General features: G+C 29.9%; 17 protein-coding genes and 1 tRNA gene. 3 read left to right on the top strand and 15 right to left on the bottom strand.

The genetic code is table 11. The annotated features are described in order from the left end of the window. The first annotated feature begins 8 nt into the window (after positions 1–8). The gene (gene ribB / locus ACNQGO_RS06270) at positions 9–1,142 is read left to right on the top strand and encodes a 3,4-dihydroxy-2-butanone-4-phosphate synthase (protein WP_417984709.1); all 1,134 of its coding nucleotides are present in this window, start codon (positions 9–11) and stop codon (positions 1,140–1,142) included. A gap of 168 nt (positions 1,143–1,310) precedes the next feature. Then, positions 1,311–1,395 (top strand) — tRNA-Ser (locus tag ACNQGO_RS06275). A gap of 94 nt (positions 1,396–1,489) precedes the next feature. Here the strand turns inward: ACNQGO_RS06275 and ACNQGO_RS06280 are convergent. After that, positions 1,490–1,957, bottom strand: a complete 468-nt coding sequence (locus ACNQGO_RS06280; RefSeq protein ID WP_417947407.1) for a thermonuclease family protein — start codon at positions 1,955–1,957, stop codon at positions 1,490–1,492. A gap of 108 nt (positions 1,958–2,065) precedes the next feature. Between ACNQGO_RS06280 and ACNQGO_RS06285 the strand changes: the two genes are divergently transcribed. Further along, complete coding sequence (locus ACNQGO_RS06285; RefSeq protein ID WP_417947408.1) at positions 2,066–2,869, top strand: hypothetical protein; 804 nt, start codon at positions 2,066–2,068, stop codon at positions 2,867–2,869. A gap of 162 nt (positions 2,870–3,031) precedes the next feature. Here ACNQGO_RS06285 and ACNQGO_RS06290 read toward each other — a convergent pair whose 3' ends face one another. The 14 genes from ACNQGO_RS06290 to ACNQGO_RS06355 all read right to left on the bottom strand — a co-directional run bounded on the left by ACNQGO_RS06290 (position 3,032) and on the right by ACNQGO_RS06355 (position 21,637). Next, a complete protein-coding gene (locus tag ACNQGO_RS06290) occupies positions 3,032–3,454 on the bottom strand; it encodes a DUF6943 family protein (RefSeq protein ID WP_165151451.1) in 423 nt (140 codons plus the stop codon). Positions 3,455–4,626: 1,172 nt separating this feature from the next. Beyond that, a complete protein-coding gene (locus tag ACNQGO_RS06295) occupies positions 4,627–5,502 on the bottom strand; it encodes an Abi family protein (protein ID WP_417947410.1) in 876 nt (291 codons plus the stop codon). Between the two features lie 147 nt (positions 5,503–5,649). Further along, positions 5,650–6,846 carry a hypothetical protein gene (locus ACNQGO_RS06300; protein WP_417984710.1) on the bottom strand — a complete coding sequence of 399 codons (1,197 nt, stop codon included), beginning with the start codon at positions 6,844–6,846 and terminating at the stop codon, positions 5,650–5,652. Beyond that, positions 6,827–7,819: a nucleoid-associated protein gene (locus ACNQGO_RS06305; RefSeq protein ID WP_417984711.1), complete on the bottom strand. Its 993-nt coding sequence runs from the start codon at positions 7,817–7,819 to the stop codon at positions 6,827–6,829. Before ACNQGO_RS06305 ends, ACNQGO_RS06300 begins: the two co-directional genes overlap by 20 nt. Positions 7,820–8,041: 222 nt before the next feature. Further along, positions 8,042–8,500, bottom strand: coding sequence for a thermonuclease family protein (locus tag ACNQGO_RS06310; protein WP_417984712.1), 459 nt, complete (start codon positions 8,498–8,500; stop codon positions 8,042–8,044). 100 nt (positions 8,501–8,600) lie between these two features. Beyond that, positions 8,601–9,410: a hypothetical protein gene (locus ACNQGO_RS06315; protein WP_417984713.1), complete on the bottom strand. Its 810-nt coding sequence runs from the start codon at positions 9,408–9,410 to the stop codon at positions 8,601–8,603. Between the two features lie 26 nt (positions 9,411–9,436). Next, complete coding sequence (locus tag ACNQGO_RS06320; RefSeq protein ID WP_417984714.1) at positions 9,437–12,202, bottom strand: DEAD/DEAH box helicase family protein; 2,766 nt, start codon at positions 12,200–12,202, stop codon at positions 9,437–9,439. A 6-nt stretch (positions 12,203–12,208) separates the two neighbouring features. Next, a complete protein-coding gene (locus tag ACNQGO_RS06325) occupies positions 12,209–14,242 on the bottom strand; it encodes a DNA methyltransferase (protein ID WP_417984715.1) in 2,034 nt (677 codons plus the stop codon). A gap of 103 nt (positions 14,243–14,345) precedes the next feature. Continuing rightward, positions 14,346–16,310 carry a tetratricopeptide repeat protein gene (locus ACNQGO_RS06330; RefSeq protein ID WP_417984716.1) on the bottom strand — a complete coding sequence of 655 codons (1,965 nt, stop codon included), beginning with the start codon at positions 16,308–16,310 and terminating at the stop codon, positions 14,346–14,348. A gap of 367 nt (positions 16,311–16,677) precedes the next feature. Next, positions 16,678–18,936 (bottom strand): DUF3987 domain-containing protein, encoded by a 2,259-nt coding sequence (locus ACNQGO_RS06335; protein WP_417984717.1) that lies wholly within the window; start codon positions 18,934–18,936, stop codon positions 16,678–16,680. Continuing rightward, on the bottom strand, positions 18,937–19,215 hold the full coding sequence (locus ACNQGO_RS06340; protein ID WP_417984718.1) for a helix-turn-helix domain-containing protein: 279 nt from the start codon (positions 19,213–19,215) through the stop codon (positions 18,937–18,939). It abuts the gene before it with no gap. A gap of 3 nt (positions 19,216–19,218) precedes the next feature. Then, entirely contained in the window at positions 19,219–19,506 is a 288-nt protein-coding gene (locus tag ACNQGO_RS06345) for a helix-turn-helix domain-containing protein (RefSeq protein WP_417948202.1), read from the bottom strand. Between the two features lie 98 nt (positions 19,507–19,604). Next, complete coding sequence (locus ACNQGO_RS06350; RefSeq protein ID WP_417984719.1) at positions 19,605–20,360, bottom strand: hypothetical protein; 756 nt, start codon at positions 20,358–20,360, stop codon at positions 19,605–19,607. Between the two features lie 44 nt (positions 20,361–20,404). Continuing rightward, a complete protein-coding gene (locus ACNQGO_RS06355) occupies positions 20,405–21,637 on the bottom strand; it encodes a phage integrase SAM-like domain-containing protein (protein ID WP_417984720.1) in 1,233 nt (410 codons plus the stop codon). Positions 21,638–22,048: the final 411 nt, after the last annotated feature.

The following is a 22,048-nucleotide window of genomic DNA, read 5'->3' on the forward strand; positions in this document are numbered from 1 at the left end:
TAATACAAATGATTATAAACAACATACAACTCAACACCATTGAAGAGGCTATCGAAGATATTCGTCAAGGAAAAATAATAATAGTTGTTGACGATGAGGATCGTGAAAATGAAGGAGATTTTTTGGCTGCTGCTGAAAAAGTGACACCAGAAATGATCAATTTCATGGCTACACATGGTCGAGGATTAATTTGTGCTCCACTGACAGAAAGCCGATGCAAAGAATTAGGATTGCATGTTATGGTGAGTAACAACACCGATCCGATGGAAACTGCATTTACGGTTTCGGTAGATTTAAGAGGTAACGGAGTGACTACAGGAATATCAGCCGGAGACAGAGCAAAAACGATTTTATCTTTGGTTGATTCTAAAACTAAACCACATGATTTAGCACGTCCTGGACACATATTCCCGCTTATAGCCAAACAAGGTGGCGTATTGAGAAGAACAGGACATACCGAAGCTGCTATAGATTTTGCAAGGTTAGCTGGTTTTAAATCAGCCGGTGTGATTGTTGAAATTATGAACGAAGATGGTTCTATGGCACGTTTACCGCAATTAGTGGAAGTGGCTAAAAAATTCGATTTAAAATTAGTTTCCATCGAAGCATTAGTGGCCTATAGAATGCAACACGATAGTTTGATTGTTAAAAAAGAAGATTTTGATATTGAGACTCGTTTTGGCACATTTCGACTAAGAGCATACCAACAGACGACCAATAAACAAATTCATATTGCTTTGACAAAAGGCACTTGGAATTTGGGTGAATCTATTTTAACCAGAATCAATTCTTCGCAAGTAAACAATGATTTATTAGGGACATTGACCAACAATGTAGATCAACAATTGGATGATATGTTCCGAGTAATTAATGATGAAGGAAAAGGTGCCGTTATTTTTATCAATCAAGACATGCAATCAATAAATTTATTGAATCGAATAGCTGAACTCAAATTATTACAAAGCGAAGGAGTTATGAAGGCACCAAAAATCATTATTGATAGTAAAGATTTCGGTATTGGAGCGCAAATATTGCATGATATTGATATTTCAAAAATTAGATTAGTATCCAATACTGAAGGTACCAAACGGGTAGGGATGATTGGATATGGGTTAGAAATAACGGAATACGTAAAGTATTAGCCTATCGTTATTACCTTTTTTAAAAAATAAGTCTTCTCTAAAGTAAAGAAAATGAAACCTTTAAAAATTAGCTCTAAAAATAGATGTTTTTTTTCTAAAAATAGATTTGTATAACCAAAAAAGGTTCTTATATTTGCACTCGTAATCAGCTAATGAAAGCGACATACTGGAGAAATGGCAGAGCGGTCGAATGCGGCAGTCTTGAAAACTGTTGACTGTAACAGGTCCGGGGGTTCGAATCCCTCTTTCTCCGCAGGAAAATTACCCTAACCCTTGTAAACAAAGGCGTTAGGGTTTTTTGTTTTTACTTCTAGCCCACATTTAGCCCACATTCGTTATATATACTATCAAAACTTGTTTATAATAGAATATAGTCCTTTTAAGTCATTTTTAGCTTGTAAATTCCATTCTTGATACATTGGAAGCATTTCACAAAAAACATCGTTAAACGGCTTCGCATACCCCTCTTTTATCATAATTTCGTTTAAAACTCTGCCATCATTTAGAATAAGATAGCCAAGACTTCTTTTGTATTTGTCTTGAAGATTATTTTTTTCTTGTACTAATGTACATTGATCACCTATTGAAACATTACTTCTCAAAAATTCAAACGACAAATATCCGAGTTTAATTAAAAGTGCAGCTGGAAGATGTAATTCTTTTTCATCTTTTTTAATTTTATTACAATAACTTATTTCTGGCGCATCTATACCGTATAATCTTATTTCAAACTCTCTTTTTGAATAGTAATCTTCTGCAATAAGTCCATCCCCATCAACAAATCTTTTTACTTTCAGAATAATTTTTTGTGTCATAGTTTCTTTAGCATTACAATGCCTTAATTAGCATCAATTAACAACTTGATTATAAATGATTTACGTTGTAAATTTAAATAATTAATTTATAAATAAACAATATATAACATGGCAAGACAGAAAGGGCATATTAAATATGTCGGCACACTAGGAGAAGTTAGACACTTCAAAATTAAAGGTAACGAAGGATATTTTGCAGGTCTAAAAGGTGGACCAACTGCGGAACAAGTAAAAACAGCACCAGGCTTTATTCGTACTCGTGAAAATATGAGCGAATTTGCAGCTTGTGCAAATGCGGGTAAATCATTAAGAGTTGGTTTGTCTGCATTGATGAAACAAATGTCCGATAGTCAACTAACGGGACGACTTACTGCCATTATGAAGAAAATTAATATTGAAGATGGTTCCGAAGCTAGAGGGCAAAGAGCTGTTTTGGTTTCACAACAACCACAATATTTAAAAGGACTAGATTTTAATCGTAACATTTCGTTTAATGGTATTTTTAGAGCTCCATTTACATTAACTGCTGCAGCAGATAGAAACGAGAGTACATTAAGTATTCCAGAGTTTAATCCTCTTAATTTCTTAAACATTCCATCAGGTGCAACACACTTTAGAATTATCAATGCTTTGTCTGTTGTTTCAGATACCGTTTATAATCTTACGACTGGAGCATACGAACCTGCTGAGCCTGTTTTAAATGAAATGTCAAACATTGCCTATTCGGATTATACTCCGATCGATGTCGTAACCCCATCGATCGATGTTACTGCAGCCTTAACAGGTGCGCCAACAATGACAATAAATGTTGCTGTTTTGGGAAGTATCGGAATTGAGTTTTATCAAATGGTAGGTTCCAATTATTACCTATTTAATGCTGGTAATGCTTTAAAGATCCAAGAGACTTTCTAAAAAAACCATCATTTTGCAAGACTGCAAAGTTTGCAATGTTGCAAATTAAGCCCTTTCACTTGAGAGGGCTTTTTTTATTTGCATCAATTTATCTATAATGGGGGCTTATATGTGAGAAATAGTGCAAATAAGCACGGAATAAAGGTTAAACAAACTCTTGTATTATTTTTTATAATAACTATGTAAAATTACTTTTCTCAATTCATTTATTAAAGTCAAGTTCTTTTGAAAATGTTGCTCTTTTAGTTCTAATAGCCTCAATGTGTTTACTTGTTTTTGGTGCAGCTCAAAATCCAAAATCATTTCAGAAACTTTTGGATTAAAGTTTTTCTTGAATTCTGGAAGACGTAAAAATGGAATTACTGAACCGCAAAGCGACTGATGCCAGAATTTAGCTTTCCAAAGGCTGTAAGCTAACCAATAAACCGTTTCGGCATCTTCTTCGTTTTGAAAAATAATTACAAAACTATTTGTAAATGGTTCTTTCTGTGGCTTTCCACTATTTAGTCCTTTATTGAGAATGTAAATTTGATTTCCGGAGTAAACAACATCCTTTCTGTGGGTTTTAACGATAAAATTTGGCATAATTTCGGATTTAAAATGATGCTGTCGCTACGCTCCGCACCATATCATTTTTAAAAGAAAAAAAGAAAAAAAAAGAAAGTCGTCATATCAGTGGAGGTTTCAAAAGGAGTCAAGTTTTTTTGAAAAAATACTACCCAACTGTTCTTATAGAATGAAGTCGTCATCGTATAAGTAAATGTTGAATTGGAAATGTAAGGGTGGAGATTTTTTCAAAAACCCGGAGGGCTTGAACTTTACTTTTTGAAACCGGAACTTACCTTTACTTTCTTTTTATTTATTTTTTTTATAGCAGGATGTTTCTTGTGTGGTTTTTTTTCTGGAATGTTTCTTGTGCAATCGGCAATCAAACACCCCCAAGCACCGCAAGGAATGGAGCTAAAATGGAGCGGTAGCGGAATTGTAGCGTAATGTATGAGGAGCGCAGTTGGCGGTGTTGCGGCAATCGAACAGCTACCATAGATGCGAGAGTTGAGCGTAGGAACGGAGCGAAACGTAGCAGATATGAGCGTGAAACGGCGGGGAAAAAATATAAGACAGCCTATGGCGTTCCTTGATTTAGGGCAAAGTGAAGTTTTTACTGAACGGAGCTAACCCCGATGGCTGTGCGAAGGAGCAACCGCTGAAAAAATAGAGGGCTGCAGACATGATACTGCTGGAATGTAGTGAAACGTAGCCTGCGGAGTGTAGCGTAATGAAGCGGTATTGTGGATGCAACAGCCCGACCGAACGAAGGAAGAGAGCGTGTGAAGATGAGGAACGAACAGCAGAAAAAATAAGGTTGCCTATTTTTGGCTGCCTTATTTTTTTAGTCTGTGAAATGACTGTGGAATGGAGGGAAAGCTAACTATTGAATTGAAATAATAAATTGCCTATTTACCAAAAATGTTCTTATGAAAATGTAAGGTTGACCGACTGGAACAGCCGAACGGAACAAAGGGAACGACCGAAGAGAGACCGCTTGATTGCCCGTGATTTGGGAACGGATGTTTTGTTAAATAAGTATTTTAATTATAGTTGTCTTTGTGCAGACGAATGAGGTAATATTTAGAGAATAAAAAAGCTCAGTCGTTAAACTGAGCTGAATGTTTTTTTATAGTGCACCAAATAAGCCAATTGTTAAGAGAGGCACTTTATAAGGCAAAGGTACAAACTTTTTGTTAATTAAATACATATTAATTTAAATATCTTATTCTATCAATAATAACTTGTGATAAAACTGGATCTTTTTTTCTGTCATCAAAGAATAGTTTTATATCCTTTTGAAAATCAATATATCTATTTGATGAAATTGTTTCTATAAAAAATCCAATAACTTTAATAGAGGTATCTAATGAATTTCTATCTCCTATATTGTAATTTATTTGAGGAATTGAACTTACACTTTGTGGTAAAGAATAGTCAAACAGAACCCCGCTATGAGCACAAATATTCCTTATTAGTCTTACTGTATTCAAAAGTTTAAAAAACTTGTTTAAGTCCTTTATACCGTATTTTTCTGATATTATCTGTTTTACTGATTGGTCTTGTATATTACTAAAAATAGTTATGATTGCCCCAAAAGTTAGGTATTCAAAAACTTTCCAACAAGGAGCAAAATCATCTGCTGAATTATTGATGTGATGATTTTTTACTGTTAGGTTATCTTGCTTAAATTTATCAGTATAAATGTTGTTTTTGAATGTTATGACACTTTCAGCATCCATTATTGAATCATCAACATACCATCTTGAATTATCTTTATATTTCATTGACACGTAATAAATAAGCTTTGTTCTAAAGTTTATTTCAATGCGGTTAATGTATTTTAAAAGAAGGTATTTTAAATCAACATCAAGGTAGTAAAGGTTTATTATATCTGAAATCTTTACCGTACTTGAAAACTTATTTGTTTTTTTGTCAAAATAGTAGTGACAGTAAAAACCTAATCTATAATATCCAATATCAAGTAAAATCTCTTTTAGCTTAACTTCTTCATAACAAGATAAATCTAATTCACGCTCTTTGAATTTTGCTATTTGGTTATTAATACTGTGAACTACATTTCCCATATTTTTAATTGTATAAATTATTTATTTAAAAATCCACTACCATTAAATTACCGTTTACTTTGCGCCATTTTTTCTCTCTGTAATTACTAGGTACTTTAATTCTTAATATATTTCATAAACATAGTACTTTTTTATTTTACTTTAGTTTTACAAATAAATACTTATGTTTAAAAATATATAAAAAAAAACAATAAAAGTTAAGGCAAATATTGATATGGTAACTCCTCTAACTATCAGTAATTTATTTCGTTGCTTTTTCAAAGAAACCTTTTTAAGATTTTCTAATTTTTCTTTAATTGGATTAAGTACAGGAACTGTATTAATGAGTTTTATAAAATCATTAATATCCGTTTCAATTGCTTCTATCGATTCTTTTATATTCCGCAATAAAATAAACCATATCAAAACAAAAAACAGAATTGACAATAGCAATATTACTATGTTTTTAAATATTAATGAACCTGTATAATCGAAGTAATTCAATAATAATATAAAACCGATTGGTATTCCAAAAATATATCCTGAAACTTTACTTATTGAATCATGAATTTGTGCTAATAATTTTTGAAAATGTTCATTTGATGACGCTTTTATTTTTTCAAAAGAAAAACCAGCTAAATATAATTTGTAACTCTTATTGTAAGAACTCAAAATAGTATTCCAATTTTTCACTATTGTCAAGTAATCACTAGAATTACTTTCTATAAAATTAACTAATTCATTAATAAATAATTCTTTTTTGTCTTTATTGCTAACTGTCTCTGAAAACTCTGTTTTCAACTCTTCTATACCTTCTAAATCAGAAAAAAACATTAAATCATTAACCGAATATTTTATATCAATTTCAACAATACTATTTGAAATTCTATAAAAATAATATTTAAGTTGATTACCTATCTGATGTTGAGAATGAGATAACGAATTTAAAAAATCTATAAGTTCGATGTTTTTATTATAGTTATTTATAAGTTCATTATCTATTGTCGATACTTCTGAATAAAAATCATTTTCAGCAATGTAGAATAGTTCATTTTTTAATTTGAACCTATTCCCATTTAGAAAATCATTAATCGTTTCAAAATAACAATTAACACCACCTGTTCTTATCTCTAAATGAACTTGTTTGTCAATAAAATTATTAACATCCTCTTTAAAAATATTTTTTATGTCATCTGATTCACCAAAAGTAACAATCTCAATGATTTCATTATCTAGCATCAATTTAATATGATCAATACAAACTGCATTAATCTCGATAAATCCAGTGGTTGAAAACGAATCGGCTTTTTTTGATTCAATAAGCCTTATAATCTCAACTGTACTATTAAGTAGGCTTTTCGTCATCAAATATCGAATTTAAAAAATTATCCGGCACATCATTTATAATTATTTGATTTCCCTGACGCATTATTTTATTTGTTTTTTTTAAAGATTCATCAAAAACTAAAGTATAACCTGGTTCATAAACTCTATTTCTAACAAAAGAATCAAAATCAGTTTTTCTATGAATAGCAATTTTACCACTAACTTCTAGTTCTTTCTCCTTCACGAATTCTAAAAATGCTCTAGGCTCTCTGTCGTTTATAAGAGATGAAATGGATTCTAATTCAGCATCCTTTTTATCTTCAAAACATCTATCGAAATAGGCTTTAAACTTATCTTTTATTTTGTTTTTTTCTAATGAATTTATTTTTTTATCAATAAAATATCTATTCGTAGCGTCCTTCAGTTTATTGAAATTATCTTTTGAAGACGTGATATCAGTAGAACCGATAAAGTCAATAAAATAATTAGAAACTGCCCTAGTCCCTTTAATAAATGATAAATATAAAACGTCTTTATCTTTCCATCTTTTAATGTTCAATCTATTTGCTCTTGCTAATTTATCAACATCAAGAGTCTTCAATTTTTCAATATCCAAATTTTCATCGTTTACTGTAAATTGTACTGATTTATCAAGCATTGCCGTAATTAAATAGTCTGTACTTTTATCCGTATAATGTACAAAAACTACATAGCCTCCTGTCGTAGTTGATATATTAATAGCTCTTTCTAAAATCTTCATTGATTCTTGGGTAAATTCCAAGAAGTCACCATCAGTTAAATAAGACTCAACCTTATTTTGAAATGGATAATTATCTGAATCTACTTGAAAAGTTCCTTGTGTTGGATTTTTGGAACTATAATTTTTAATCAACTTTGCTACAAATTCATTGACAGTTTGATTAATAGGCAACAACTTATCAGAGCATTTTAGAGAAGCTTCCCCTTTTAGTTCTTTTATTATATGGTGGAATACTATATTTATAACTGTCATATATTTCTATTTTACAAAATCAAATTAAATATTAATCATTAAAAAACGTGTCGATAAAAGTAAGGAATTTACTTAGAATAGTATCACCTACTTTTGCTCTTTGTATGATGATTAGTTTGCTAATATTTCTAAGTTTCTTTTAACTTTTCATTGAAATGTAGAAAATAAAGTAAAGTCATATGAAAGAAATAAAGGAATTTCATAAGCAATTTATTAGCCTTTTTATTTCCTCCTCCAATCCCAAGGTTCAATAGGATTGTTATCGTACCACAAACCGACTTTTTGCAACCTTGCAGAGTTTTCAAAGTTTGCTAACTCTTCTGATATAGAATATCTTTTATAGTGCCAAGCTAAACCGTTTTTAATAAGTTCAGCGGAAAGGTATTTATTATCATCATAGTAAATCATTGCAATTGACCTACCGTATCTATCAATATCAGTGACAACATATTTTATTTCTTTACGATATATTTGATCTGATGTAAATTGTTTTGCTTTTGTACCAAATGGTTGACTTTTTTCAGGACAATCGATTTCTGCTAGCCTTAATGTAGTTTGATGGTTTAAACTGTCTAAAACTACTACTGTATCGCCGTCTTTAATACCTATTATTTTCCCTGTTATTGTTTGCGCATAACTAAAAAACGGAATTAAAAAAAATAGCAATATTAATTTCTTCATTTAATTAATATGGTTAAAAAAAACAGTTATTCCACGATTATATAGCTTTTTGATTTGATTTACCATAATTGTTGCGTTGTTCATTCCGTTAATTAAATTATTATGATTGTGATTTAATTTCCTCAACCATTAGATCAATCGAAATAGTATCTGAAATTGCGTTTTTAACAGGATAAGCAAAACCTTTTGATGTGGCTATTTCTTTAAATTTAATACCTCTTTTAGAAAAAATACCTTTTTTATTATTTTCTATTTCTTCAAAAAATATTTCTAACAACCTTTTCTTTTTAAATATATAAAAAGCATCAATTGTTCCTATTAAAAAATATATTGAATTATCATTTTTAAGAATACCAGAATTGATAAATACAGAGTTGGATGATTTAGATTTTTCTTGATATTCAATATAAACATTGCCGTATTTAGCAATTAGTGTATCATTTTTAATTTCAATTCCTAATGCATTTTCACCTAAGTCATATTGGCCTTCTGGAGTCAAATATTGACCAATTTCTAAATCATATTCTTTTTCTAAAATATTTGCTATTTGATTTTCAAAAATAAAAGATTCTTGGAGTTTAACTTTATAGTAGTCAGTTTTCGACCTGTCACTCCAAATTGATACTTTAGCATTATATGTTGTGCCAAAATTTTCTTTAAAAGCATTATATTCCTCAACTTTTATTGTAAACCATTCATCAATTAATTCTTTGTTTGGACAATTATTTTCAATCCAAGCATTAAAACTATTAATTATTATATCTGTTAACTCGAATTTTATATAGTTTACAATTGCAACTTCTGCTATACCTTTCTCATAAAGAATAATTTCTGAATATACATAAATATGAATATATTCTAAATGCTCTTGCGAATTTTTAAATTTTGAATAATCTGTTATTTTGCTCAATGTTTGTCTCTTTTTGTATTTTAAAATTAGATATTTACATTTAATTTATTTGATAACTTAGATTTGAAACTAGTTGCATTACCGGCATTGTATAGTGGTAAACCAAATAATTTATAATCTTTATTTTCGGCTTTAAGTATTTTATTATCACCATACTTTTCAGTTATTTGCTCAAGAAATGTTGCTTTCCATTTACTATCATCATTAGAAATTCTATCACCTCCTTTTGGTTCAATAAAAACTTGATAATATAATTCTAATTTATGTGATTTAAGAAATAATAGAAAATCAGGTTGAAAACCTCTTCCTTTCTCAAAGTCATAAATTTTATAAACTTCTTCATTTCTTAATAAGAATACTTTTTCATAATTCTTTTCGAAATTACCCATAGTTTCCTTCAAGAATGAAATTAGATTTCTTTCTTCGCTAGTACCACTAAATCCATTGTAGATATACCAATCTTTGTCTTGCAACTCTTTTTCTAATTCAACATTTTCAGGTTCAATCACTACTGATTTTTCTTTATACCAAATATCCATATCATTAAATGGTTTAGCTTTAAATTCTGAACCTATGTAAGGATTAGAAATTAGTTGCAGTTCAACAGATATTCTTTCAAAGAACCGTACTAATGCATTAAATTTCTCCTTGTTTTCAACATCATCAAATGAAGTTAACTTCGGAATAATTAACTTTATGGGAAACAATCCTAAAAACTCATTTTTTGTTATATCATCAATCGAATTAATTTGTAATTCTTCTTTTAGCTTATTGAACCTTAAAATAGAATTATCTCTTTTTGCTATACTATTAATCGCTTTTCTAATAATATGTAATTCAAAATCTTTTAAAACTAATGATAAAGTTGTGCTTTCAGAAGAACCTTTCTTAAAACGAGTTGTATCGATTTCATTATTGTCAAGATTTACCGTGGTTTCATTTATTTTGAATGTTTCAACGGTAAATGAGAAATCAAAGTTATTTTTAATTTCTAATAAAGTAGATTTACGTTTGTTGGGATTAGTTTCTTGAGTGTTGTAATATAATTTTATTGAATTATAAAAATCTTTGCTTGTTTCTAAGAAAGACTTCTTTAACTCATATTTTTTTAAGATTTTATCGTTTTGCGGAAGTAATTCTTGTCTTTTTAATTCGTTTTTTAAATCACTCAAATACTTTTCATTATTATCACTATGGAAGAAAAACTCTTCTAATACACGTAATTCGTGATTGAGTTGATTGTCAAATTTCCTTTTATTTTTTTCTTTATCCTCAAATTCAAAAGGATAGTAACGTACACCTCTTCCAATTAACTGGACTTCTGAGGTTGTCGCGCTACCAGATTTACCTTTATTTGTACCCCCTGAATTTTGTCCTTCATACATTCTAACAATATCATACAAATTGAGAACGTCCCAACCCTCAGTAAGCCTTTGTACAGTAAAAATGGCTCTAATATGATTGTTCTTATCTTCAAGACTATTTAACAATCTTTCTGTTTCTGCTTCTGTTTTTTCAATAGTTTTTGTGCCTTTTTTAGAGTTGGTAATTATACAATTACGTTCTGTAAAAGCCCCCTGAAGATAAGTGATAATATTACTAGCATTTAAATTATTTTCCTGCATATAACGTTTAATATCAACAATCCTACTTTGTCCTTTTTTGTAAAGTTCAGTTACATTAAACAATGCCTCTTCATCAAATTCATTTAAAAAACTAAAATCTTGAACCTTTAAATCTTTTACCAGATTGATAAAAAATTTATAATCTTCTTGAGAGTTATTTTCTTGTTCCTTATCAATATATTTACTCCTAAAAAGTATAACTGACTTAAAATTTGGAATATTATATTTTAATGCTATTTCATTCCTATACCAATTAAATAACAATGCTTGTAAAACTCTTTTACGCTTATCAAATGAACTTGAAACCAAATTTATCTCTTTGGTATAACCTGCTCTAAGAAAGTCTTTTAAATCAAATTTATATATTATTTTTGGAACATATTTTTTCTCAACATCTGCATTTTTCGGTATTGTCGCAGTGAATTCTATAAGTGCATTTTTGTTTGGTACAGTATGCGTCGTTTTATCTTTATTTAACAATTTTGAAATAACGGTGTGCTCCCAACTTTTTTCTATTAAATCTTGACTTGCTTTTTCAGTTAATTCAGTAACTAATTCTAATTCAACTTGTTCTACTTTTTTCTTTTTCGTATCAGCATTTAAGTGATGTGCCTCATCGCCAAGCATTATAATATCATTCCTTTGAAGCTGTTCAAGAAAAATGCTGTCTTCTTTTACTTTATAAACTGAATTGTGTAAACCGTGAATAGTAGTAAATAAAATTTGGATGTTATCATCAAAATTAGAGAAACTATCTACTTTCTTAATATTTACATTAACATCATCAATAACTATGTTACTTTTGAATAGGTATTTATTATGCAAAGGATTTGTAAGGTTATCCTCTGTCTTACCAACTATGTTATTTTGATTAACAAAAAATATAAATTTATTTTTACCTTGTTTAAAATAATACAAAATCAAAGCTGCCATTATCAAGGTTTTACCAGTACCAGTTGCCATATTAAACATCAGATGAGATGGATTATTATCCTCTTCTTTTTCTTTAATATTGACATAATCTAAAAAATTTAACAGAGCATTAGCTTGCCATTTAAATAATTCAAATTTTAAATTATCGGTTATATAATTTGGAATTTCTGAATAAGGCAATCTATATTCTCTTAACTTATCTGAAATATTTTCAAAAAGATATTTTACAGCCATAATTAATTAAAATTTATAAAAATCCTTTGTACCGTTAATATCTTCTTCACTCAATTCATATCTAGCATCTTCCATATCCGAAACATTAATGTACAATTGATTTAAATCAAGCATTTTAACAAACATTTCTTTTTGTTTAGGTAATGATAAAGTTTTAAAGTTTTTTTCTTTTGAAATAACATCATTAAATTGCTTAACCTTCACATTATAATGTAAGAAATACTTAGAAGACATTTCATTAAAATAATTTATTAAATCATCGTAACTTTTAGCATCTTGAATATATTCAATTGCTTTTTGATTGTTTTTGGCTAATTCAAAAAATATAAAAGAACCGCCTCCATCCCATTGTATATCTTCATCCTCAGAAATACCGCTTAAATCACCATTAATAACATTATTAACTCTATTTAATGACAATTTTATTTGATTATCAATTTGTTCAATACCAATAAATTGTCTGCCCATTTTTAAAGCAACTGCAGCAGTTGTTCCGCTTCCTAGATGATAATCTAAAACAATATCATTTTTATTAGAAAAAATATCTATTAAAAACTTAATTAACTCTTCGGGTTTTTTACCATTTCTAAATTCAACATCACCTTGCCCTGAAACATTATTATACTCTTTTTCAAAATTATAAAAATTTGAATATTTCTTTTTAGTTACTGAGGAGCTTGTTGGCATACCTTGAAAATAGCCCCCATTTTTATTACCCGATGGAGCAGAATAAAAATATCTATGACTTTCTGCATCATCACCCATATCAGGCACTTTGAATAAAGTTTCCGATGGATATTGCTTTAACTTCTCTAAATGTTTTACAAAAAATCTACCACTACTATTTTTCTCTCTTATTGAACCTCTTATGCTTAACTTTTTATACTTCTCTTTACTTGGTTTATCTTTAATAACCTCATACATATCTGGAGTATAAATTTCAACTAGTTTTTTATCACATTTTAAAGTTTCAGGTTTTGCATCATCTTTAATTTTTATAGAATAAATATAATCATCTTCACTTTTAACGACTTCAACAAAAGGCATTTTTTGTTCAGGATTGTTAGAAAAAATCAAAATATATTCAATAACGTCATTGTATTCTTTATCTCCCGTTAATGCTCTGTCTGGATGTCTAACTTGAATATTAAAATCACATAAATGCTTTTTAAATAATGACTTATCATTCATTAAAACTTTTAAATATGCAAATTGATGAAAACTGCATTGAACCATTATAATACCATCGTTTGTTAACAATTCTTTTGCTACAACTAATCTATTTCTCATAAAAGTTAACCAGGTAGAATGATTAAAGCTGTCATTATACTTAAAACTATCACTTCCAGTATTATATGGTGGATCTATATATATCACTTTTATTTTTCCTGAAAACTCTTTTTTTAAAGAGTGTAAAGCCAATAAATTATTTCCTTTTATAATTAAATTGTCTTTAATTGTGCCATTTTCATTTCGATCAAATGAGGAAACCTTTGATTCTCCATCAATTGAATATTTATTTATGCTTGAAAAAGCTTTTGGTTCTAGTAATCTATCTATTTCGTCTTTAGCTAATACTTCATTAAAAAATATTTCTTTTCTGTTTGATGAACTTTCAATGTAATGTTGGTCTTTTTCAATCCACTCAAAATAAGCATCAGAACCATCCTCTGTACTTTGCCCTCCCTCTAAAATACAATCTTTATATGGGAAATCTAAAACAACATCATTATTATCTTTTAAGAATTTACCACCTGCAGTTAAACCAATTCTATTTTCAAATTGAGTGTATGAATTATCTATTTTATTTTCATCCAAATAAAAATTAAAATCACTTGTTTTGAACACAAAAACAGCTTTTATCTTTATGAAAAACTTCTTTCTTGTTTCTTCATTATCTATCAATAATTCAATGAGTTTTTCATCCGTTTTATCTGCTAAATCGTGAATTTTATTTATCATTAATTCTCCTTCATTATCTAGCAATCTGCTGTCAGTTTTAAGAAGTGAAATTAAATTATCTTTGAAAGTAGTATTCATTTTATTGATGTTTGTTTTAAAAATATGTAAATATTGAAAAGTCTAGCAAGATATTGTCAAGTTGATATATTATTCAAATTGAGTTATAATTGCTAATTGATTTTTAATGTATTTTTTTAGCCATTTCAAATTCTTTAGCAAAATCCAACCCTAAATGCTGTACTTGTTCCGGCATTGCCAATGCCCAAGAAACATAATAGAAAGCTAATACTTGATTTCCAGAAAACCTTTTGCTGTTTATGCTTGATATGATGTAATCTTTTTTATTGGGGTCAATTCCTTGTGTTCCTAACATTGCAATTTCGAAAGCGGACTGTTTTATATCAGAAGCTTCTTTTTCTTTGAAATGTTTTAGTGCTTCGACCATAAACATCACGATGGCCATATTGGTGCCAATTTCTTCTTGATGCTTTTGGAATTTTTCCATTTCTCTTTTTTGAAATGGGTCTTCTGGTTCCTCGAGTCCGAAAGGGTCTTGCTGCAGCTTGTTTACAAAATCATCAATATTGTTTTTAGTCTCGAATTTGGCTTCGCTTTCTAGTTCGAAAAATGTATCTAACCTAAGGTCTTGCGCCCAATGCTTTACCAATTCGTATTCTTCACCCGGTTTGCGATCATCACGGTATTCGATAAATTCTTTGTAGAATGTTTCTGCTAGATTAAGCTCTGGTGGACTTGGTTTGAATTCCTGTATGGTATCAATACCAAATAACTCCTTAAATTGCATAGCGTTAACTAAACTGAAAGTTCTTGTTTTAGAGATTACACTTAGCGGTGCAATGTCCAGAATTCGTTCGTCGGTTACTGCTTTTATTGCATCTTGGAGCATCCCAAATAATGAGAGGAATTGGTACGGTCTTAATTCTGCATATTCTTTGTACAGAAAATCTTCGATAAATACATCGATAGGAGTATTGTAGGTTTGCAAGTTTAAGCCAGAGAATACACTTTCTATAAAAAAGTCTATTGTGGACTGGTCTTGTATTTTTAATTTTAAATTATTGATTGCCGGAAGGATGGTTTCAATAAAATTGTTTTTGTTTTGTTGGGTTGAAATGAATACTTGGTTACCGTTTTCTTTTCGGGCTTGGTTGATAAAATCTAAATGTACCAATTCGTGCATCACTAAATGGGCAACTCCCGGATAAGTACTTTTGTATTTGATAACATGTTTACTGCGGTTATACCGTTCAGCTATTTCTACTTTGGCAGCTGTTTTTATTTCGTCAACTGCATAAATGTCTATTTCTGTTCCACCTTCGGCTTCCAGTTGGCTTCTGTATTTGAAGAATATTTTTTTGCCATCAAAATCTCCCGCAATTTTATTGGCTATCTCAAAAGCTTGTTTAACCGCATTTTGGTATAAAGCATCTTTTTGTTTAGAAAATTTAATAGCTTGTGTGGCACTGTAAAAAGCAGAATATAAATCGTTTTCTGATTGAGCAATTAATGAAAGGATAAAATGTGCATTCGGATATTTGTCGTTTAATTTTAATGTTTCGTACGCGTATTTTTTAGCGTCTTCGAGTTTGTTTTCTTGAAATAGTAAATAGGCAATATTTGCTAATGTAATGTGGTCTGCTGTATTTGCCACTATAGCTTGATCGTAGTATTTCATAGCGGTTGCGCTATCTTTTTTATGTCTTGCGAAAATATTCCCCATCATCATTAACGCCCAGCCGTTGAATGAATTCCAGCGCAAGGCATCTATTAAAGCGTTTATTGCTTCGTCCTGATCTCCTTGCTCTGAAAGTACTTGCCCAAGTATTCTGTGGTATTCTGAATTTGTAGGGTTTTCAAGGATGAGTTTCTCCAAGATAATCTTGGCTTCATTAAACTTTCCTTTTTCGCATAAGGCGATTGTTTTGTTGTAATCAGCATCTTGTGTGACAATGATTTCAGTATCTACGTCAACAGTAACCCTGCCATTATCTATCGTAATCTTTGGCATAAAAGGGCCATACGTGTAGTATTTTTGAATTGCATTGAAGATTTCCTTTTCGCTGGCATTTTCCAATTCTGGAAAAATAGTGAAGAGAAAATCGTTTATTTTATGAACTATTTGCATTAAATTTATTGTTGTTTCGGTATTGTAATTATTGTTAAAATAGTATCCTTTTTCACCAGTGTTATAAGCTGTTTTAAATCTTAAGAATGCTCTTTTTTTAATATGGAGGTAAATATATGAAAAAGCAAGCGAAAGAAAAATGAGGAAAACCGTAAAAGTAGGAAAATAAGGAAAAATAAAGCAAATTAATTTAGGGTGTGGGGTGTAAGGGAAAAACATGTAAAAGAATTTGTTTTTTAAGGATTAAAATAAAACGGATTAATAAACCTGTCGTAGTGTAAATTAATCCGAATCCTTTATCCAAATGCGTTGTTAGGTACTGAATGTGTTTGATTTTGTAATTAAAATATAACAAAAACAACTGTTCTTAGCTTTTTTCAAAATGTCCGGGCTTGGTTGAAATTAGTAAGTTGCCTTTACATTTCTGTAAAATATCATCAACAGTTCTTGCCGATATTTTGAATTGTTTGCCTAATTCAATGGCTTCTTTGCGTTGAAACACATTTGGCAGTGAATCAAAAAATAATTTCTTGTGTTGACCTGATTTAAAAACTCCCCCTCCTTCTTGTTTTGGTAAATTTTCAAACATTATGATACTATGCTGTAAATAGGTTTTTACTAAACTTACTGCACTTTCAAAATCAATATCTAAACAATATACTTCAGTTGCGTGCTCCTCTTTTGAAAACTTACGGATTGCCGTGAAAATCATGCAAAACCGGTATAAAATTAATGCTAATCTTTTTACCACACTTAATGCATCGTCACTAACAAATGTATTTACTTGTTCTAAGAAGTATCCAAATAAATCATTGAATTTATCCCATTGCTCTTCTGATAACTGTAATTGCATCGAATCTCTTTGGAAATACTCTACCATTTTCAAAACCATTTTTGACTGTGTTGTAAAATAGTCGGTTAAGTTTACGGGATTTCCTTTTGGCGAAGGATCTAACCATACCGCGTCTGTTTTAAAAACATAAAAAAAGAATCTACTAAACAAACCATCTTCAGCCGATGGAATGATATTAAAGATTTGTTTAGGGGTTCCTGATAATGCAATGGCAAGTTGTGGTTCATTTACCTCTACGTATTCTGAATTGGTTTTACGGCTTACTGATATTTTTTCATGATGAAACGCTTTTCTAAGCATATCCGAATAACTTCCCCATTCTTTTTTCATAGTCGTTCCTACGGTATCGGCTTCCGTTTCGCAAATAATCCCTTTACCTTCATTCCAATCTAAATGTTGAATCACTCTTGCATCACTAACATTGCCAGGAATGAAAACTACTTTAAATTTAGGTTCTGCAGGCATTTCTTGTTTTCCATCAGTTTTCCCTTTACCCTTCAACATTTTAAAAGCAGCTAAGTTTTCTTCATATATTTTTCTCGCTTCTAGAGATTCGGCTAAGATTTTTTCATGATACTTATCTGCTAATGCTTTTGAGAATTTTAATACTCCTTTGCCAGAAGCTGCAGGAGCTAAAATAAACGAATATAAGCAAGGATAAACCGTACTGCCATGATATACTCCTGATACATTAGGTAAGCAACCTGAAAGTATAGCTAATGCTCCTGTTAAAAATACGTCTTTTTCCCTTTTATCATTGAATGCTTTACAACTTTCCAGTAATATTGGTGGCAAATTATCGTAAACTGATTGAGGAATGAACGGCGTTGATTTTAAAACATCTTCTTCCTCCGGAATTGTATTACTGCTGTTATTGTTTTTTATAACTTGTTCTGAGGTTTGCAAGTTTGCAAACTTTGCAAACTTTGCAAAGTCTGCAATTTGATTTTTGTATGCGCTGTTGACTGCATTCTTTATTTCTCTTGTATCTAAATCAAAATTAGTCATGCAAAAATCTAATGTATCTTCTTCATAGATGCCAAATCGATTTGAATTACTAGCAAGTAAATGAATAAAATTATTTCGATTTCCGTTGAAGTATTGTTCTTTTTGTTCTGTAAATTTCAAGCATTTATCTAGTAAATCATCTGTTGACTGTTGCCTCACAATCTCTTTTTGCGGTGTTTTTGGATTTTCTATTGTTTCATCTTTCAGCTCGAAAATTCTAGCACTTTGATTTAGATATAAATCTGCATCAGAAGATACAAAACACAATCGGGTAATATCTTTACACTTTGGATCAAAATCAAAACCTGATAGGTCTTTATAATAAGTTGCCACTTGGTGGTAAGCTTCTGTGTGCTGTTCTGCATTAGAATTTACTTTGATAAATACTTTGATTCCTGCGCCACTTGGGCTGATAAAGGAAGCCATTGTAAAATTGCATTGATTTATTAAAACTGAAATATTTTGTAAATCCTCAAAAGGAATATGGTCAAAATCTAAACCTATAACTTGCGAATAGGTATTTATGTTTACCTTAGTTCTACTTGTTCCAAAAGTTCCTGAAGTAGTAAAGCCAATTAACCCACTCTTAATTTTGTCGGCTGTTTGATCATCCCCTTTATGAATTGCATAACGGATTGAATTGATATCACTTTTGTATTTTTCCGCTTTTATTTCTTGCAGTATTTCTAATAGATTTCTATTTCCTAAGTTATTTTTGAAATCTTTATACACGCTAACTGTCAATCCGTTATTTAGTATTTCCATTTATTTCTTAGGATTATAATTATCATTTAGTAATTTTTGAACATCAGAAAGGCGATAATAGATTTTATTACCTATTTGGAAAAAACCAATAATTTTTTTATCTCTCCAATCTTGAGCAGTTCTTTTGCTGATATCCATTAATTTCATAAACTCCTGATTGTTATAAATTACATTTTCCGGGTTTTGAAAAGTCCCTGATTTTAATTTTGAATTTATTTCAGTTGTAACAACTTGGATTTTTTCAAGCATTTTTTCTGTTTTATCATACCAGTCTGCCATATCTTACTTTTTTAATAAGGTTAGACATTCTAATAATTCGCTACGCTTGTAGTAACGGCGAGCTCCAATTCCATGAGCAAGGACTTTCCCTTTATTGGTCCATGCCCATAAAGTGCTGCTGTCAATTTTTAAGAATTTGCAGGTTTCTTCTCTAGTCAGAAGTTCCTCATCATCTTTTTTGGAGTTTAACTCTTTTTGGAGTTCAAGAATACCGTTTTTAACGGATGTGCCTATTAACTGTTGTAATTGTTCAACGGTTAAGGTTTGAAGTAAAATTGCATTGTTTTGCATGACTTGTTGTTTTAAAGTTTAACAAGTCAAAAGTCTAAATGAAGTTGTGTTGTGGATCGAATGGAATCGTGTAGTTTATGACACGGTTTTCGTGTAGCTTATTTTGCTTTGGTGTAAATGCTCTCTCTAAATGCAATTTTGCCAATATCACACAAAGGTTTTATTCTGTTTATATTGATATCAAATTTGTCTAATAAATCAAAATATGATTGTTGTTTTAAATCAAAATGAATTAAGTCTTCATAAGTCATTTTATGAAAAACGAAGCTGTAATTGGAGAGATTTTCTTTGGTGTTGCTAAATTCTTCTTGTAGGTTTTTAAAAATAGTGAAGGCTTTAAAATCCTTGAAAATTTTAGGATATGGATTTTCATAATTATTAGTGAAAGATATTTTATTCTTAAGTTCGTCGGAACTTAACTGATCTATTTTACTTTCTATCGTTTCATCAATCAACTCATTGAATTTATTATTATAAAATTGTTCTTTACATTCGAAGATCTTTTTCTTAAACTTAGGAAGTACATTTAAAATAAATTCCCTTTTACCATCATCGTCAGAAAAAACATCTAAAGTTTTTTCATAATTTGCTTTTATTCTTACTTTTTCAGTTGCCAATAAATCATCAATTTCTTCTTGTTTCATACCATTTTGTAACCATTGCCTTTTTATAGTTTCGATTAGACCTACCAAATCTTTTTTGTAGTTATCAACCTCTGCATAAATTATTTTATTATCAAAATCAATTATAAAATCATGATTATTGACAACCCAATTTACAAAGTCAGTTTTAAGAATTTCGGGAGTTAAACCCACTTTAAACAGGTTTTCTAAATTCAATTCAAGTTCTTTCATATAAAAAAAATAGGGAATAAAATTATAAAATAAAACCTTACAAATCAGAAATAATTTGTCAACTCCATTGCAATGTCTTTGTTACTTTTACCAATGTAGGTTAAAAACATCCCTTCAGTAGTATGCCCAGTGATGTACATTAAAAACGAGGTTGGTATAATTCCGTAATTATTTGAAGCAAAAGAGCGTCTACCAATGTGAGAAGAAACAAATTTCCATTTTGGATAATCTTGTTCAATCTTTTCTTTTTTGTCTTTGTCAAATAAAACACCGTGTATTGGTTCATTTATTTTTGCTTTTTCACAAACATTTTTGATATGCTCATTGTATTTTTGATCTGATATTTTTCTTGGAAAATTACCATCGTATTTTTTAAGTATTTCCATTATTTTAGAGTGTAATGGAATAGTCATCATTTTTTCAGTCTTAACCTGTGTAAATTCAATTAAAGGTTTTAGCTCTCCGGCTTTGTTTTTCTCGTATCTAATCATCGATTTATCAAAACGTAAAAAGTCGGAAACTCTCTGTCCACAAAAACAGCTTATTAATAACCAATCACGAGCGTTTTCTAAACCATCGGTTAATTCACTTATTTTGATATCTTCAATTTTCTTGATCTCCACTTCGTCTAAATAGATATTATCAACTTTATAATATTTGGCTTTAATGCTATCTAATTGATGATGCGTTTCTACTCCGTTTGATTTAGCGTGTCTACAAAAGGTTTTAACAAAACGGATATTTCTAGCAGTAGTATTTGGAGCATAACCAACACTGATACAATATTTTTCGAAATCCATTTTGAATTTAGTATCAATATCCCGAATGTACAAAATTGATTTTGTGTGCTTTTGATAACGCTGCAATAAGTGTTTAATGACATTGCATTTTGTTATGGTGCTGCTTTTTACGTCGTTCTTTTTAAACTCAATGAAAGTATCAATATAATCTACTAATTTATCGGTATGCTTTTCTTCTACTTGAGGTGGGTTTACAAAATCTTTTAACCATAAAGCATCAACAACCTTAACACCTTTGCTGTTATTATATTCTTTTAAAAGGTCATTTCTTAATGTTGCTAAATCTGTGTCTAGGTTGGCAAAATCAATCAATTTCATAGCTTTCTTTGTAGGTCTTTGCTCAGCATCATCCCAGTTAACTGGATCAATATGATAATTTGTTTTAGCTTTGATGTCAAGAGTTCTGCCATCACGTAACCGAACATAAATCACTGCCGGACTTTTTTTGCTTTGAAGAAGTAAATAAATAGAAGCCATATTTTACCTTTTTATATTACCTAAAGATACAAAATCTAGTCCACATTTAGTCCACAATCATCAAAAAACATCCACATTAATCCAATCTAAATCAAACAGAATATTTTAAAAAACGTTGTAACACATTGATTTTATTGACACTTTGTGTAAAAATAGGATTCTTTGATTTTTTAAGATTTGATAAATTGTAGTCCCTCTTTCTCCGCCAGCTGAAAAGCAAATGAAAAAACCCTTTAAATCTTATGATTTAGAGGGTTTTTTCATTTGTGCTTTATCAAATTCATTAAATCGCAAAACCTAAGTATCTTTCGAGGTGTCACTAAAAAATTAAATATTTTAGTGATACTTCTCAAAAAAAGATATATTCAGAGACTGTTTATTCATTGAACAGGTAACAGTTCAATCATATTC

The organism is Flavobacterium frigidum (genome assembly GCF_048286735.1).
GTDB lineage: Bacteria > Bacteroidota > Bacteroidia > Flavobacteriales > Flavobacteriaceae > Flavobacterium.